We start from the raw sequence: 15,163 nt of genomic DNA, 5'->3' as shown, positions 1-15,163 counted from the left end.
CATCGGCTCCCATACGATAATACTCGCCACCCCGACCACTTTGGCCTGCCTTCCGTGATCATCAACTTCGACCTCAACGACCTCCAAGCCTTCCGCGCCGTGGTAGACAAGGGCAGTTTTCGTGGCGCCGCCGAGGCCATCCGTATCTCGCAGCCGGCCCTCAGCCGGCGTATCGAGAAGCTTGAATCCGCCCTCGATGTAAAGCTGTTCGAGCGCACCACGCGCCGTGTCAGCCTGACTATGGTCGGCCGTGCCTTCTTGCCCCAGGTGGAGCGCATGCTCGATGACCTCGACATCGCTCTGATGGGCATCAGTAATGTCGCGTCGACGCGCATGGGCAATGTCACCATCGCCTGTGTGCCATCCACCGCGTATTACTTCATGCCCCACGTCATCTCCGAATTCCACAAGCTGTATCCGAAGATTCGCCTGCGGGTGCTCGATGCCAGTGCTGGCGAAGTGAGCAATGCGGTGGCCAGTGGCGAAGCGGATTTTGGTGTGAGTTTCAGCGGCAGTCTGGCCGATGAAGTGGAGTTCGAGCTATTACTGCAGGAGCGTTATGTGCTCGCTTGTCGTCGTGACCATCCGCTGGCCGCACGTGAGAGCGTGACGTGGACCGAAGCCTACGAACACGACTACATCACCGTGGACAAAACCTCGGGCAACCGTTTCCTGCTCGACCAGGCCCTGCGTGGCGTGCGCGTGAAAAAGCCGAGTATCTGCGAGACTCACCACGTGACCACGATGATCGGGCTGGTGGAAGCGGGGTTGGGCGTGGCGATGGTGCCGTCGATTGCGATGCCGGCGTGCGAACACCCGATTCTAGTGAGTGTGCCCCTGGTAGAGCCGCAGGTGATGCGCAATGTAGGCTTGATCAAGCGCCGCGGGCGGACATTGCCGCCAGCGGCGTTGGAGTTGGAGCGCTTGGTGCGGGAGATGCCGTTTCGGTCAGCGTGAGACCGAGTCCAGGCCGGTGGATTGCACCACCGGTTGAGCTTGCGGCGAGGCCATGAACTGCAGCAGCGCCTTGGCCTCGTCGGGGTGTTCGGCGTTGACCGGAATGCCCGCCGCAAAGCGTGTCACCGACTGCACGTTTTCCGGGATCTTGCCGACAAACGTCACACCCTTGACCGGCAACAATTCAGCCACCTGTTGCAAGCCGACTTCGTAGTCACCCTTGGCCACCTGTTCGCCCACCGGTACGCGCTCGATCATGGTGCCCTTGGCCGGCATGCCGAGTTTCTTGAACAGCTCCTTCTCGACATACACACCGCTGGCACTGTCCGAATACGCCACGGATTTAGCCTTGCTCAGCACAGCCTTGAGTTCGGCATCGGTATTGATTGCAGGTTTCGCCGCGCCTTCTTTCACCACCAGCCCAATCCGCGAATCCGCCAGTTCCACGCGGGACGCGGGGTCGACCTTGCCCTGTTTGATCAGCTCGTCCAGTGCGTAGCCGACCATGATCACCACATCGGCATGTTCGCCACGAGCCAGGCGGTTGGGAATCGCTTCAGGCGCCTTGCCCATGGAGGGGCCGAGGATGGTGTCGAGGGTGTCACCGCTTTGCTTGGCGTATTGCGGGCCGAGCAACTTGTAGGCAGCGGTGAAGCCACCAGAGGTCATTACCTTGAGTTCTTCGGCCTGGGCCGCCAGCGCCAGGGTACCGAGGGCCAGTGCGGCCAGGGTATTGAAAAGCTTCATTGCACAGCCTCCTGCATGACTTGACCACGGGTATTGGCGCGGCGATACAACGCCAGGGTGGAGCACAGGGCGCACAGCGCGGCGAACATCATCCAGTAAGCCGGCGATGCCTTGTCTTCGGTGATGTGGATAAACCAGGTGGAGATCGCCGGCGTGAACCCACCGAAGATCGCCGTTGCCAGGCTATAGGCCAGGGAGAAGCCTGCCACGCGCACTTCCACTGGCATGATTTCGGTCAGCGCAGGGATCATGGCGCCGTTGTACATGCCGTACAGGAACGAGAACCACAACAGGGTTTCGAGCATGTGCACAAAGCTCGGTGCATTGACCACGTACGACAATGCCGGGTAGGCGGTGATCAAGGTCAGTGCGGTCATCGCCACCAGTACTGGCTTGCGGCCGAAGCGGTCGCTCAGGGTGCCCCCGATCGGTAGCCAGACAAAGTTCGACACAGCCACCAATAACGTCACCAGCAGGGCATCGGAGGTGCTCAGGTGCAGGACGGTCTTGCCGAAGGTCGGCGCGTACACCGTGATCAAGTAGAAAGCTGTAGTGGTCATGGCCACCATCAGCATGCCGCCAATCACCATCGTCCAGTTCGACGCCAGGGTCGCCAGCACTTCGCGCATGGTTGGGCGATGCTTGCGGTTGGCGAATTCCTCAGTTTCCTGCAGGTTGCGGCGCAGCACGAAGATGAACGGGATGATCACGCAGCCGAGGGCAAACGGAATGCGCCAGCCCCAATCGGCTACTACCGCCGGCTCCATCCACACGTTCAGGCCGTAGCCCAGAGCGGCGGCCACCACGATGGAGATCTGTTGGCTACCCGACTGCCAGCTGGTGTAGAAGCCTTTGCGGCCCGGCGTGGCCATTTCGGAAAGGTAAACCGACACACCGCCCAATTCCGCACCGGCGGAGAAGCCTTGCAGCAGGCGGCCTACCAGCACCAGCGCAGGGGCCCACAGGCCGATGGTTTGGTAACCCGGCACCAGCACGATCAGCAGGGTGCCGCTGGCCATGATCGCCAAGGTCACAATCAGGCCCTTGCGACGGCCCACGTCATCGATATAGGCACCCAGAATGATTGCACCCAGTGGTCGCATCAGGAAACCCGCGCCGAACACGGCAAAGGTCATCATTAATGACGCAAACTCATTAGCGGCCGGGAAGAACGCGGCAGCGATATAGGTGGCGTAGAAACCGAACAGGAAGAAGTCGAATTGTTCGAGGAAGTTGCCCGAAGTAACGCGCAATACCGCGCCCACTTTCGAACTGGCAGCGTCGGGCCGGGAAGGGCTAGTCATGGTTTTGTGTCTCCAGCGTTCTTTTTAAAGTGCTTGTTTCGCTTAAGACTTGGGATAGTGGCTGACACATTTAGAAATGATAAGTGACAAATTTGGATGGATTAATGTGTGTGGACTATCAATACGAAGGGCCGTCCGATTTGTCAGCGCTGTTCTATGCTTGAGCCTGTGTCCAATTTTTACGAGGAACTGGCTATGGGGAACGAACACAAGCAGCACAACGAGTCAGAGCGTGAACAACCTCGGCAGCGGCCAGAGGAAGAAAAACCGCAGACCTGGAAGCACCCCGATGATGGAACGGAGCTTTCAGAGCGTGATCGGGAGCGTCCGCTCAAACCCTGAACCCATTAACAACGCGGACAAAAAATGTGGGAGGGGGCTCGCTCCCGATGACGGTGTATCAGTCAATACATAGGCTGACTGATATACCGTCATCGGGAGCAAGCCCCCTCCCACATTTTTGGGTATGCGTACCTCAAAGCGGGAAACTATTTGACATATTTGATTTGTGATCACATATTGAGGCCATAAGAACCACAACACAGGTTTTGCCTCATGACTGATGGTCCGCTCCTCCTGCCCACTCTGCGCCAGGTGTCTCGCGATACCTTGCAAGATCAGGTTTACCGCCAGATCCGCGAAGCGCTGATGAGTGGCCGCTTCCAACCCGGCCAGAAACTCACCATCCGCGGTCTCGCCGAAGCCCTGGGTTCCAGCCCCATGCCGGTACGCGAAGCGCTGCAACGCCTGAGCGCCGAAAACGCCTTTGAAGTCACCGAAACCTCCCGTCTGCGGGTACGCCTGATGACGGTCGAACGCTTGCGTGAAATTCGTGATACGCGGGTGGCGCTTGAAGGTTTGCTGGCTGAAAAGGCCGTGCTGCTCCTGCAGAAACACGATCTGGAAGAAATCACCGACCTGTGCCGCCAGATGCAACATGCCGCCGATGAGGTCGACGTGTCCCGCTACCTGTGGACCAACTTCGCCTTTCACCGGCGCATTTATGCGGTGGCCCAGGCCGAATTGACCATGGCCGCAGTGGAGAATTTCTGGCTGCACATGGGCCCGTGTTTTGCCCTGGTCGCCCCGGATAAAGCGCACCTGCAACGCTCGATGGAGGCGCATACGCGCATCGTCGACGCCCTGGCCGCCCGCGATGGCGCCGGCGCACGGGCAGCGGTGACCGATGACATCATGCAGGCCGCCGATTCTCTGGCGCGCCTGCTCGTCAAGAACGACCGCGCGCGGTCGTCTGTTTCAGGAGGTAAACGTGCATGAGTGTCCTACAACGGCTGCAGCCTTATCCCGGGTTACGTGTGTTGATTTCCGGCGGGGCTGCCGGCATTGGTGAAGTATTGGCCGCGGCGTATCTGGAAGCCGGCGCCCAGGTGCATGTGTGTGATGTGAGTGAGCCGGCCCTGGCAGTGTTTCGCGATAAATACCCGGGCACTGTCGCTACCCGCGCCGATGTCAGCGATGCCGCGCAGATCGAGGCGGTGTTCAAGGTGCAACGCGAGCATTTTGGTGGTCTGGATGTGTTGGTCAACAATGCCGGTATCGCCGGGCCTACCGGCGGCATCGACGCGATCAGCGACGCCGAATGGCAAGCCACCATCAACATCAATCTCACTGCACAATACCGTTTTGCCCACCACGCGGTGCCGATGCTCAAGGAATCGTCCCACGGCCATTTGCTGCATATCGCCTCGGTGGCCGGGCGCCTTGGCTATGCATGGCGTACCCCTTATGCGGCGACCAAATGGGCCATTGTCGGCCTGATGAAATCCCTGGCCTCGGAGCTGGGCGAAAGCGACATCCGCGTCAACGCCTTGCTGCCCGGGATTGTCGAAGGCCCGCGCATGGACGGCGTGATCCGCGCCCGCGCTGAACAGGTTGGCGTGCCCGAGGCCGAAATGCGCCAGCAATACCTCAACAAAATCTCCCTCAAGCGCATGGTTACCGCCGAAGACGTGGCAGCCATGGCCTTGTTCCTCTGTTCGCCCGCCGCACGCAACGTGACCGGCCAGGCGATCAGTGTCGACGGTAACGTCGAGTACCTGTAGGCCAAGGAAGAACACATCGCGCTGTACCCAGGATTTTTTTCATAAGAATAAAAGTCGGAGAATCGTCATGTCCAAAAATCGTCCTGTCATCATCACTTGCGCCGTGACCGGTGCCATTCATACGCCGTCGATGTCACCGCACTTGCCCATTACCGCGCAGCAAATTGCCGACGCCGCCATCGGTGCCGCACAAGCCGGCGCAGCGATTGTCCACCTGCATGCCCGTGACCCGCTTGACGGTCGCCCCAGCCAGGACCCGGCGCTGTTTGCCGAATTCCTGCCACAGATCAAGGCGGCCAGCGACGTGGTGATCAACATCACCACCGGCGGCGCACCGACCATGGGCGTGGAAGAACGCCTGCAACCGGTGATGCAGTTCAAGCCGGAACTGGCCTCGTTGAATATGGGCTCGATGAACTTCGGCCTGTACGAAATGCTTAACCGCTTTACTGAATTCCAGCACGACTGGGAGCGGCCTTACCTGGAGGAGAGTGACGACCGGATCTTTCGCAACACCTTCCGCGACATTACCCACATCCTCAATGCCTGCGCCGAGAACCGCACCCGCTTTGAAATCGAGTGCTACGACATCGGCCATCTCTACACCGCCGCCCACTTCCTGGAGCGCGGCCTGCTCAAGCCGCCGCTGTTTATCCAGTCGGTGTTCGGCCTGCGCGGCGGCATCGGCGCGCACCCGGAAGACCTGGCGCATATGCGGCGTACCGCCGACCGCCTGTTTGGCGACGACTACGTGTGGTCGATCCTCGGTGCCGGGCGTGGGCAGATTCCGCTGGCGACCATGGGCCTGTCCATGGGCAGCAACGCGCGAGTGGGCCTGGAGGATTCATTGTGGGACGGCCCGGGCAAGTTGGCAGCGTCGAATGCCGACCAGGTACGGCGCATCCGCACGGTGATCGAAGCCCTTGGTCATCGGGTCGCCACCCCCGATGAGGCGCGGGAAATCCTCGGGCTCAAGGGGCGCGACCAGGTCAATTTTTAGCCTCGTGTTTATCAACACCAAAGGCCGCGTCAAGGCGTGGCCGGCATCCCGCACAACAACAATAAGGGGATAACACCATGCGTATCGAAGTGCTTGTGGACGTCAAGACCACCCTGGGCGAAGGCCCGGTGTGGGACGTCGAGCAACAACGCTTGTACTGGATCGACAGCGCCGACGGCCGCATTCTGCGCTGCACCGATGACGGTCGTGAACTGCGCGCCTGGGACGTTGGCCAGAAGATCGGCTCCATGGCGCTGCGCAGAGATGGCAGGGCGGCCATCGTCGCCCTGCAAAATGGCGTACACACCCTCGACTTGAGCAGCGGCGACCTCACGCTGGTCATCGACCCGGAACCCCATCTACCGAACAACCGCCTCAACGACGGCAAGGTCGATCGCCAGGGCCGTTTCATTTTCGGCTCCATGGACACCCTGGAGGATAACGCCAGCGCCAAGCTCTACCGCCTGGATGCCGACTTGAGCCTGCACACCCTGGACGAAGGCATCATCGTCTCCAACGGCCCGTGCTGGAGCCCATCCGGGGAAACCCTGTACTTCTGCGATACCTGGTCCGGCGAAATCTGGGCCTATGACTACGACTGCACCAGCGGCAGCGTGAGCAACCGTCGCACGTTCGCCAAGGTCGACACCAGCAGCGGTGGCGCCGCCGACGGGTGCACCGTGGATGCCGAGGGCTGCCTATGGCAGGCATTGGTCTATGCCGGGAAACTGGTGCGCTATACCCCCGATGGCCACGTCGACCGCATCATCCAGATGCCGGTGAAAAAGGTCACCAGCCTGACCTTCGGCGGGCCCAACCTCGACACCCTGTTTGTGACTTCAATGGCCAAGCCACCGCTGTCGCGCTTCCCGGGCGACGGCCAGCAGCGCGGTGCTTTATTCGCCATCAGCGGTCTGGGCGTGCAAGGAATAGCCGAGCGACGGTTCGCCAGCTAGCGCGTTTTTTTCAACAAGGCACATTCCTTTCGCAACCTGTATCAGTGCGCGCCCTCGCGCGCCTGGAGAGGCCCATGGCAAGTTTAAAGAAAGCGTCGCTGCGCAATATCCACCGGCATTCCTGGGTATCGCTGCTGGTCTGCTGGATGATCTGGATCCTCAACGCCTACGACCGCGAGATCGTCTTGCGCCTGGGGCCGACCATCTCCAAGCATTTCGATTTATCCGCCGATCAATGGGGCAGCGTGGCTACGGTGGTGATGCTCGCCCTGGCCCTGCTGGATATTCCCGGTTCGATGTGGAGCGACCGCTACGGCGGCGGCTGGAAGCGTGCGCGCTTCCAGGTGCCGCTGGTGCTGGGCTACACCGCTATCTCGTTCCTGTCCGGCTTCAAGGTATTGAGCGGTAACCTCGCCACCTTTGTCGCTTTGCGGGTTGGCGTCAACCTGGGTGCGGGTTGGGGCGAACCGGTGGGCGTGAGCAACACCGCCGAATGGTGGCCGGTGGAGCGTCGTGGCTTTGCCCTGGGCGCGCACCATACCGGCTACCCGATTGGCGCGATGCTCAGCGGCATCGTCGCCAGTTTTGTCATCACGATATTCGGCGAGGACAACTGGCGCTACGTGTTCTTCTTTGCCTTTGTGGTGGCCTTGCCGCTGATGATCTTCTGGGCGCGGTACTCCACCGCCGAGCGCATCACCGCGCTGTATGTCGATATCGCCGCCAAGGGCATGACCCCGCCGAGCAATGCCGCGGCCAGCACGGTCAAGGGCGAAGCCTGGCGCACCTTTGTCGCCACCTTGCGCAACCGCAATATCGCGCTGACGGCGGGCAATACCCTGCTCACCCAGGTGGTGTACATGGGCGTCAATATCGTGCTGCCGGCCTACCTCTACAACATTGTCGGGTTGTCGCTGGCGGAGTCGGCGGGGATGAGTGTGGTGTTCACCCTCACCGGCATTCTCGGGCAACTCGTGTGGCCGTCGCTGTCGGACATCATTGGCCGGCGCACCACGCTGATCATTTGCGGCCTGTGGATGGCGGCGAGTGTCGGTGCGTTCTATTTCGCCAATACCCTGGCCCTGATCATCGTCGTGCAATTGCTGTTCGGCCTGGTGGCCAATGCGGTATGGCCGATCTACTACGCCGTGGCCTGCGATTCGGCCGAGCCCTCGGCCACCTCCACCGCCAACGGCATCATCACCACCGCGATGTTTATCGGCGGCGGTCTGGCGCCCGTGTTGATGGGCAGCCTGATCGCCATGGGCGGGGGGTGGAGCACCTTGCACGGCTACACCGTGTGTTTCTTCGTGATGGCCGGTTGCGCCCTGGGCGGCGCGTTGCTGCAACTGTTTTCCCATCGTTCCCAGGCCATGGCCGTACAACTGGAACCCTAGAACAACATTGATGCGCCCCCCAGCCAGGCTGGCGGGTCGCCAAGAGGAAGTGCCCGATGAATACCACTACCCCGGCCCGCGAACCGCAGGCCCTGAACAAACTGATGTTCGCCAAGCTGATGCCGCTGCTGATCATCGCCTACATCCTGAGCTTCCTGGACCGCACCAACATCGCCCTGGCCAAGCATCATCTGGACGTCGATCTGGGGATTTCCGCCGCCGCGTACGGGTTGGGCGCCGGGCTGTTTTTCCTGACCTATGCACTGTCGGAAATCCCCAGCAACCTGATCATGCACAAAGTCGGAGCGCGCTTCTGGATCGCCCGCATCATGGTGACCTGGGGCCTGATTTCGGCGGCGATGGCGTTTGTGCAGGGCGAAACCTCGTTCTATGTCTTGCGCTTGTTGCTGGGCATCGCCGAAGCCGGGCTGTTTCCCGGGGTGATGCTGTACCTGACCTACTGGTTCAACCGTGAACAGCGGGCGCGAGCCACGGGTTATTTCCTGCTCGGCGTGTGTTTTGCCAACATCATCGGCGGCCCGGTGGGCGCGGCCTTGATGCGCATGGATGGCCTGCTCGGCTGGCACGGCTGGCAGTGGATGTTCCTGCTCGAAGGTTTGCCTGCCGTGGCGTTTGCCTGGGTGGTGTGGCGCAAGCTGCCGGATCGCCCGAGCAAGGCGCCGTGGTTGTCGGTCGAAGAAGCCCGCGGTATCGAACAGCGGATCGCCGTGGAAACCGAGGAAGGTGCCGGGGAGGGTGGTCATTCGTTGAAAAACTGGCTGACGCCGCAAATCCTCCTGGCGATCTTCGTGTACTTCTGCCATCAGATAACCATCTATACCGTGATCTTTTTCCTGCCGAGCATCATCAGCCGATACGGTGAACTGAGCACCATGAGCGTCGGCCTGCTGACTTCGTTGCCGTGGATAGCGGCGGCACTCGGTGCGGTACTGATCCCACGCTTTGCCACCACCCCCGGGCGTTGCCGTCGATTGCTGGTCACGGGGCTGCTGACCATGGCGCTGGGACTGGGCATTGCGTCGGTGTCGGGGCCGGTGTTCAGTCTGCTGGGCTTTTGCTTGTCGGCGGTGATGTTCTTCGTGGTGCAGTCGATCGTGTTCCTGTACCCGGCCTCGCGCCTCAAGGGCGTGGCGTTGGCGGGCGGGTTGGGCTTCGTCAACGCGTGTGGGTTGTTGGGCGGCTTTGTCGGGCCGTCGGTGATGGGCGCCATTGAGATGAGCACCGGTAATGCCATGAACGGCTTGAAAGTGATTGCCGTGGTGTTGGTGGTGGCCGCAGTGTCGGCATTACGCCTGCGCCAGGGCCAGGAGGCCCTTCACACCAGCAACGAGGTCGGAAACCCGGAAGCCAGCACCAGGTAAGCCACCACCGCCGCCAGGCATAAACCGACAAAAACGCGCAGCAAAGTCCTGGCGGTGGGGTTGACGATGAATTTGATGGCCCAGAGCAAAACCCCGCTGAGCAGGATGCTTAAGGCGAAAATGACCAGCACGGCGGTGTACCTGTGACCTTCAAGAGCTGATTTATAGTCCCAAAGCCTGCGGATGAACAGTGCGCACATAGACGCAGCCCCGCTGCCTTTCTAAACTGCGGCTTGTCTTGGGGAAAGGGGCAGGCGCCGATGAATCGCAATGAATTACGCAAGGCCGATATCAACCTGATGGTGGTCTTCGAAGCACTGATGCTCGAGCGCAATGTGACGCGGGTGGCCGAGAAGCTGTTTCTTGGCCAGCCGACTATCAGCTCGGCCCTCAACCGCCTGCGTACCTTGTTCAATGACCCACTGTTTATTCGCGTCGGCCATCGCATGGAGCCCACGGCCCGCGCCGAGGAAATTATCCAGCACCTGTCGCCGGCCCTCGATTCGCTGTCATCGGCCCTGAGCCTGACCCACGATTTTGACCCCTCCATCAGCACCATGACCTTTCGCATCGGCCTGTCCGATGACGTTGAGTTCGGCCTGCTGCCGCCGTTGCTGCGGGCCTTGCGCCAGGAAGCGCCCCAGGTGGTGTTCGTGGTGCAGCATGTGGATTACTGGCGTATTCCCGACCTGCTGGCTTCCGGCGATATCACCGTCGGCATCACCCAGACCCGCGGCCTGCCGGCGAATGCCAAGCGTAAGCTGTTGCGGCATATCCGCCCGTGCCTGCTGCGCGCCGATGCCTCGGACACGCCGCTGACCCTCGACGAATATTGCGCACGGCCCCATGTGCTGGTGTCCCACACTGCCAACGTGGCCGGGTTTGCCGATGAGTGGCTGGCGGAGGTGGGCCGCAAGCGCCATGTGGTGCTCTCGGTGCCGCAATACAGCTCGCTGCCGGCGTTGCTTGCCGGCACCGACATGATCGCCAGCCTGCCGGACTACACTGCCCAGGCCATGGCCGCCAGCGGAAACCTGTTCTGCGAGCCGTTTCCGTTCCAAACCCCGACCCTGGACTTGTCGATGGTCTGGCTCAGCCATGTCGACACTGACCCGGCGGAGCGCTGGATGCGCTCGCGGCTGGAGGCATTCATGAGCGACAAACTCCCAGCTCCGAGCTCAAAGCAACAGTAGAGACTGCTGGGCGCTTTCAACTTGCAGCTTGCAGCTGTTCCTCACACGCCCTCACCACTTGCTCACGAAACCAGGTGTTGGCGCTGTCCTGCCCATTGGTTTCGTTCCACTGCATATCCAGGGTGAACCCCGGCAGACCGTTGGGGGCTTCGCAAACACCGAACCCCGGCGCCGCTGCCAACAGTTGCTGTACGCGGCGGGGCAGGGTGACGATGAAATCCGTGCCGGTAATCATCTTCAACGCGGCGCTGTAGCTGTTGGCCCGTGCGATCACCTGGCGCTTGTGGGCCTGGCGCGCGAGCCAGCCGTCGATCATGTTGGTGTCGGAGGTCCAAGGCGTGGGGAATACATGCCGCCGCTCAACGAAGGACTGCAAGCTGAATGCCTGCTCCCTGGGCGCCGAGCGTTGGTCAAATACGCAGACCAGGTCGTCCTCCAGCAGCATCTGGGTCTTGAAGTCTTTATGGGCGCGGTGAAAGTGCGGGCCGAAGCAGATCACCAGGTCCAGGCGGCCTTCGCGCAGGTCGTCGGCGGGAATATCGGTTTCCAGCTTCTGCACATTGACGATCACCGGCAGGTCGGCGCGGTCGAAGTGCTTGAGCAGGCGCGGCAGGATCAGTTGTTCGAAATATTCCGGGGCGCACACATTGAAGGTCACCGCCTGTTGGGTCGGGTCGAAAGCCTGGCCACCGGCGTGACACAGGTTGATGCTTTCCAGAATCTTCTGCACATGCCCGTACATGGTGGTGGCCTTGTACGTAGGGCGCATGCCCGCCCGCGTGTTGATAAACAGCTCATCCTCAAAGCTGGTACGCAGCTTCTTCAGGCTATAGCTCACGGTGGACTGGCTGACGAACAGCGTCTCGGATACATCGGTAACGCTGCTCTGGTCGTAGACGGCGATGAACACCATCAGGTCCTGCATGTCGAGTTTTCTGAGCAAGTTACTGTTTAGCATCGGTTTCGTCCGTAAACCCTTTGTACCGAACTCAGTACAAGACTGGGCAAAATGTTAACGGAACGCTCGTACCAATAGAAAGCTCTGTAGGACCCTTCAATGTTATGTGTGGGACAAATAATGTTTGCAATACGACGTCAGCGGATATGTTGCGCGTAATGCTTCGGATCGAAGCGGATAACGATCAGCAGCATCACTACGATCACCGCCGTCAATGACCACCAGGCCCATTCAAAACTGCCCAGTTGGTCGCGAATCATGCCGGCGATCAGTGGCGACAGGCCGGCGATCAGGTAGCCGATGCCCTGCACAAACGCGGTAAGGCTACCGGCGCGTCGCGGGTTGTCGAGGTGGTCAAGAGACAGGATCAGGCTCATTGGAAACAGGCCGCCAATTCCCAGTCCGAGCAGGCATGGCCACAGCAGGCTCCAGTGCCCGGGGCTCAGGATAAGGCCGCAGAACCCCAGGATGATCAGCACCAGCAGCACCGCGACTACCGCGCGTTTATCCTGGCGGCGGTTGGCGATGGCCGGCGTGACCAGGCCCGAGATCACTTCCATGGCGGTCAAGAAGCCTAGCAGCAAGCCGGCATTCTGTTCACTCCAGCCCTGTTCAACGTAATACGGCGCCAGCCACGCCAACACACAGGTGTAGGACGCCGTGCCGAGGCCGAAAAAGATCGCCAGTAACCAGGCGCGGCGGTTGCCGAAAAAGGAGGCCTGCGCGCTTGAACCGGCTTGGGGTAAAGGCGGCAAGACTGCGCGCTGGGCATACCAGAACACCAGAGCCAGCAACGCCAGTGCTGCCCAGATTGCCAGGCCAATGCGCCAACTGCCGGTCTGCATTTGTACAAACGGTGAGAACGAGGCGGCCAGCGCGGCGCCACCCATGATCGCGGTGACATACAGGCCCATGAATAACGAGACATTCGCGCTGAACCGCGACTTGATCAGCGCCGGCATCAGCGCCTGGATCAGCGCAATGCCGACACCCGCTGCGATGGCGCTGACGATCAGCTCCAATGCCGAATCCAGGAACAACCGCGACAAGGTTGCCAGCCCAATCACCAGCAACGACAGCACAATGCTGCGATGTTCGCCCAGGCGCTTGGCCAGGCCCATGCCAAAGAACATTGCCAGGCCCATGGCCATGACCGGCAACATGGTCAGTAAGGCTGCGCTGCTGAAACTCAACGGCACATCCAAGCGGATCGACGACAATAATGGCCCCACGGCTGCCATCGACGGGCGCAGGTTAAGGGCGACCAGCACCACGCTGATCATCAGCCAGACGGCGGTGGTGGGTTTTGCCTGAACGTTTTCCATGGGCCTGCCTTGAGTGAACAAGGGCGAATCAGGCCATGGATGGGAGGAGCGGGGCAAATCAGAAAGTCGCTGGGGCTATTGAAAAAATGCAGGCGCCTGACGTTGCGCACTTCAGATGCGGGAGGCGGATCTGCAGCGTTAGATAGAGCGGATTACAGGCTTGGTCAACGCCCACCGCCCCTGGTCGATTTCAATCAGCGTCGGCCCTGGGCGAGCAGCAGCTGCATGCAATGCCGCACGCAGCGGTTCGACGCCATCGATGCTTTCTGCCGCGCAACCCATTGCCCTGGCGATGCCGATGAAATCCGGGGTGTAGATGTCCACGCCCACCGGCTCGATGGCGCGGTTGACCATGTACTTCTTGATCTCTTCATAACCTTGGTTATTCCACAACAGCACGATCATCGGTATGCGGGCTTCCACGGCGCTGGCCAGTTCCGGCAGGGTGAATTGCAGGCCGCCATCGCCGATCAGGCACACCACCGGTTGCCCGTCGCCGCGCCCCAGCCAGGCACCGATAGCGGCGGGCAGGGCATATCCCAGGGTGCCGTAGCCGGTGGATGAGTTGAACCAACGGCGTGGGTGGTCGAGGTTCAGGGTCAGGTTGCCGCTGTACACCGGTTGGGTAGAGTCGCCCACCAGTACGGCGCCGGGCAGTGCTTCCAGGATGGTGTGGAGTAACAGCGTTTGTGCGCGGGTGGCGGCATCCCAGGTGGGCGCCAGTTCGGCCCACAAACGGGCGACGCGTGCTGCGCCCCACTCGGCGTGGCGCGGTGGCAGTGGCTGGCGGTTCAGCTCGGTGAGCAAGGCCTCGGCGGCGATTGTCGCGTCGGCCACCAGCGCCACCTGGGGCGGGTAGTTGCGTACGGTCTGGTCCGGGTCGATATCGACCCGCAGCAGCGCGCCGGGAATCTCGAAACCGCCGGCGAAGGTCACGTCATAGTCGGTCTCCGCCAGTTCCGTGCCGATGGCCAGCACCACATCGGCCTCGGCGACCAAGGCGCGGGTGGCTGCCAGGCTTTGGGTCGAGCCGAGCAACAAAGGATGTGCGGCAGGCAGCAGGCCTTTGGCATTGATAGTCAGGGCTATGGGGGCGCCGAGGGTTTCGGCCAGGCGGGTCAGTTCTGGCGCTGCATCGATAGCACCGCCACCGGCCAGGATCAGCGGGCGCTTGGCGGCGGCGAGCAAGCGGCTCATCTGCCTGACCGCCGCCGGTGCCGTCCCGGCGCGGGCCACGTTGACCGGTGCACTGCCCATCAGGGCGTCGGCGTTCTCCACCAACACATCCAGCGGGATCTCGATATGCACCGGGCGCGGCCGACCGGCCTGGAACAGCGCAAACGCCCGCGCCAGCACACCGGGCAATTCTGCCGCCGACATCAGGGTATGGGAGAACGCCGCCACGCCTGCCACCAGCGCGCTCTGGCTGGGCAGCTCATGCAACTTGCCGCGCCCGCCACCCAACTGGCTGCGCGCCTGCACACTGGAAATCACCAGCATCGGGATCGAGTCGGCATAGGCCTGACCCATGGCCGTGGTGATGTTGGTCATGCCGGGGCCCGTGATGATGAAGCACACGCCGGGCTTGCCACTGGTGCGCGCATAACCGTCGGCCATGAAACCGGCGCCCTGTTCATGGCGCGGGGTGACGTGACGGATGCTGGAACGCGCCAGGCCACGGTACAGCTCCACGGTGTGCACGCCGGGAATGCCGAACACCTGGTCCACGCCGTAGTTTTCCAGGAGGTTGACCAATACTTCGCCGCAGGTCGCCATAGAGGTCGCTCTTGTGATGGATTCGAGACGCTATTGGAGCGGCTGGCCGGTAGCGGCAACAATCGATAAAAAGTCATACTAGCCATGTCCTCACGTCATGGCTGC

14 protein-coding genes are annotated in these 15,163 nt (G+C 61.3%); 8 read left to right on the top strand and 6 right to left on the bottom strand.

What is annotated here, in order from left to right:
- The first annotated feature begins 54 nt into the window (after positions 1 to 54).
- Positions 55 to 957 (top strand): LysR family transcriptional regulator, encoded by a 903-nt coding sequence (locus NMB39_RS21415; protein WP_043046437.1) that lies wholly within the window; start codon positions 55 to 57, stop codon positions 955 to 957.
- Here NMB39_RS21415 and NMB39_RS21410 read toward each other — a convergent pair.
- Both NMB39_RS21410 and NMB39_RS21405 read right to left on the bottom strand, forming a co-directional pair.
- The gene (locus NMB39_RS21410; RefSeq protein WP_057022042.1) at positions 949 to 1,704 is read right to left on the bottom strand and encodes a substrate-binding domain-containing protein; all 756 of its coding nucleotides are present in this window, start codon (positions 1,702 to 1,704) and stop codon (positions 949 to 951) included. The genes NMB39_RS21415 and NMB39_RS21410 overlap by 9 nt on opposite strands.
- A complete protein-coding gene (locus tag NMB39_RS21405) occupies positions 1,701 to 3,008 on the bottom strand; it encodes an MFS transporter (protein ID WP_043046441.1) in 1,308 nt (435 codons plus the stop codon). Before NMB39_RS21405 ends, NMB39_RS21410 begins: the two co-directional genes overlap by 4 nt.
- A 555-nt stretch (positions 3,009 to 3,563) precedes the next feature.
- On the opposite strand from NMB39_RS21405, the gene NMB39_RS21400 reads away from it, so the two are divergent.
- The 6 genes from NMB39_RS21400 to NMB39_RS21375 all read left to right on the top strand — a co-directional run bounded on the left by NMB39_RS21400 (position 3,564) and on the right by NMB39_RS21375 (position 9,806).
- Complete coding sequence (locus tag NMB39_RS21400) at positions 3,564 to 4,286, top strand: GntR family transcriptional regulator (protein WP_306957370.1); 723 nt, start codon at positions 3,564 to 3,566, stop codon at positions 4,284 to 4,286.
- Entirely contained in the window at positions 4,283 to 5,071 is a 789-nt protein-coding gene (locus tag NMB39_RS21395; RefSeq protein ID WP_306957371.1) for an SDR family oxidoreductase, read from the top strand. The genes NMB39_RS21400 and NMB39_RS21395 overlap by 4 nt, the downstream gene beginning before the upstream one ends.
- Before the next feature lie 67 nt (positions 5,072 to 5,138).
- Positions 5,139 to 6,071, top strand: a complete 933-nt coding sequence (gene kce, locus NMB39_RS21390) for a 3,5-dioxohexanoate:acetyl-CoA acetone transferase (RefSeq protein WP_494340096.1) — start codon at positions 5,139 to 5,141, stop codon at positions 6,069 to 6,071.
- 77 nt (positions 6,072 to 6,148) lie between these two features.
- Positions 6,149 to 7,027 carry an SMP-30/gluconolactonase/LRE family protein gene (locus NMB39_RS21385; RefSeq protein WP_494340097.1) on the top strand — a complete coding sequence of 293 codons (879 nt, stop codon included), beginning with the start codon at positions 6,149 to 6,151 and terminating at the stop codon, positions 7,025 to 7,027.
- Positions 7,028 to 7,101: 74 nt separating this feature from the next.
- Complete coding sequence (locus NMB39_RS21380; RefSeq protein WP_494340098.1) at positions 7,102 to 8,424, top strand: MFS transporter; 1,323 nt, start codon at positions 7,102 to 7,104, stop codon at positions 8,422 to 8,424.
- Between the two features lie 56 nt (positions 8,425 to 8,480).
- The gene (locus tag NMB39_RS21375; RefSeq protein ID WP_057022048.1) at positions 8,481 to 9,806 is read left to right on the top strand and encodes an MFS transporter; all 1,326 of its coding nucleotides are present in this window, start codon (positions 8,481 to 8,483) and stop codon (positions 9,804 to 9,806) included.
- Here the strand turns inward: NMB39_RS21375 and NMB39_RS21370 are convergent.
- Positions 9,761 to 9,937, bottom strand: a complete 177-nt coding sequence (locus tag NMB39_RS21370; protein ID WP_164484815.1) for a hypothetical protein — start codon at positions 9,935 to 9,937, stop codon at positions 9,761 to 9,763. The two genes, NMB39_RS21375 and NMB39_RS21370, sit on opposite strands and share 46 nt — an antisense overlap.
- 129 nt (positions 9,938 to 10,066) lie before the next feature.
- On the opposite strand from NMB39_RS21370, the gene NMB39_RS21365 reads away from it, so the two are divergent.
- On the top strand, positions 10,067 to 10,999 hold the full coding sequence (locus NMB39_RS21365; protein ID WP_306957374.1) for a LysR substrate-binding domain-containing protein: 933 nt from the start codon (positions 10,067 to 10,069) through the stop codon (positions 10,997 to 10,999).
- Positions 11,000 to 11,015: 16 nt separating this feature from the next.
- Here NMB39_RS21365 and NMB39_RS21360 read toward each other — a convergent pair whose 3' ends face one another.
- From NMB39_RS21360 to NMB39_RS21350, 3 genes are all read right to left on the bottom strand, one after another.
- Complete coding sequence (locus NMB39_RS21360) at positions 11,016 to 11,957, bottom strand: LysR family transcriptional regulator (RefSeq protein WP_306957375.1); 942 nt, start codon at positions 11,955 to 11,957, stop codon at positions 11,016 to 11,018.
- A 137-nt stretch (positions 11,958 to 12,094) separates the two neighbouring features.
- Positions 12,095 to 13,282: a cyanate transporter gene (locus NMB39_RS21355; protein ID WP_367235878.1), complete on the bottom strand. Its 1,188-nt coding sequence runs from the start codon at positions 13,280 to 13,282 to the stop codon at positions 12,095 to 12,097.
- Between the two features lie 138 nt (positions 13,283 to 13,420).
- Positions 13,421 to 15,058 carry a 5-guanidino-2-oxopentanoate decarboxylase gene (locus tag NMB39_RS21350; RefSeq protein ID WP_494340099.1) on the bottom strand — a complete coding sequence of 546 codons (1,638 nt, stop codon included), beginning with the start codon at positions 15,056 to 15,058 and terminating at the stop codon, positions 13,421 to 13,423.
- Positions 15,059 to 15,163: the final 105 nt, after the last annotated feature.

The organism is Pseudomonas sp. FBCC-B545 (assembly GCF_059134095.1).
Note: the sequence above shows the minus strand (reverse complement) of the source record. Positions and strands in the feature narration are given on the sequence as shown.

What these genes read in the sequence shown, in the direction of transcription:
- NMB39_RS21410 (WP_057022042.1), bottom strand. Translation starts at nt 1,704, where the DNA reads ATGAAGCTTTTCAATACCCTGGCCGCACTGGCCCTCGGTACCCTGGCG.
- NMB39_RS21405 (WP_043046441.1), bottom strand. Translation starts at nt 3,008, where the DNA reads ATGACTAGCCCTTCCCGGCCCGACGCTGCCAGTTCGAAAGTGGGCGCG.
- NMB39_RS21400 (WP_306957370.1), top strand. Translation starts at nt 3,564, where the DNA reads ATGACTGATGGTCCGCTCCTCCTGCCCACTCTGCGCCAGGTGTCTCGC.
- NMB39_RS21395 (WP_306957371.1), top strand. Translation starts at nt 4,283, where the DNA reads ATGAGTGTCCTACAACGGCTGCAGCCTTATCCCGGGTTACGTGTGTTG.
- kce (WP_494340096.1), top strand. Translation starts at nt 5,139, where the DNA reads ATGTCCAAAAATCGTCCTGTCATCATCACTTGCGCCGTGACCGGTGCC.
- NMB39_RS21385 (WP_494340097.1), top strand. Translation starts at nt 6,149, where the DNA reads ATGCGTATCGAAGTGCTTGTGGACGTCAAGACCACCCTGGGCGAAGGC.
- NMB39_RS21380 (WP_494340098.1), top strand. Translation starts at nt 7,102, where the DNA reads ATGGCAAGTTTAAAGAAAGCGTCGCTGCGCAATATCCACCGGCATTCC.
- NMB39_RS21375 (WP_057022048.1), top strand. Translation starts at nt 8,481, where the DNA reads ATGAATACCACTACCCCGGCCCGCGAACCGCAGGCCCTGAACAAACTG.
- NMB39_RS21365 (WP_306957374.1), top strand. Translation starts at nt 10,067, where the DNA reads ATGAATCGCAATGAATTACGCAAGGCCGATATCAACCTGATGGTGGTC.
- NMB39_RS21360 (WP_306957375.1), bottom strand. Translation starts at nt 11,957, where the DNA reads ATGCTAAACAGTAACTTGCTCAGAAAACTCGACATGCAGGACCTGATG.
- NMB39_RS21355 (WP_367235878.1), bottom strand. Translation starts at nt 13,282, where the DNA reads ATGGAAAACGTTCAGGCAAAACCCACCACCGCCGTCTGGCTGATGATC.
- NMB39_RS21350 (WP_494340099.1), bottom strand. Translation starts at nt 15,058, where the DNA reads ATGGCGACCTGCGGCGAAGTATTGGTCAACCTCCTGGAAAACTACGGC.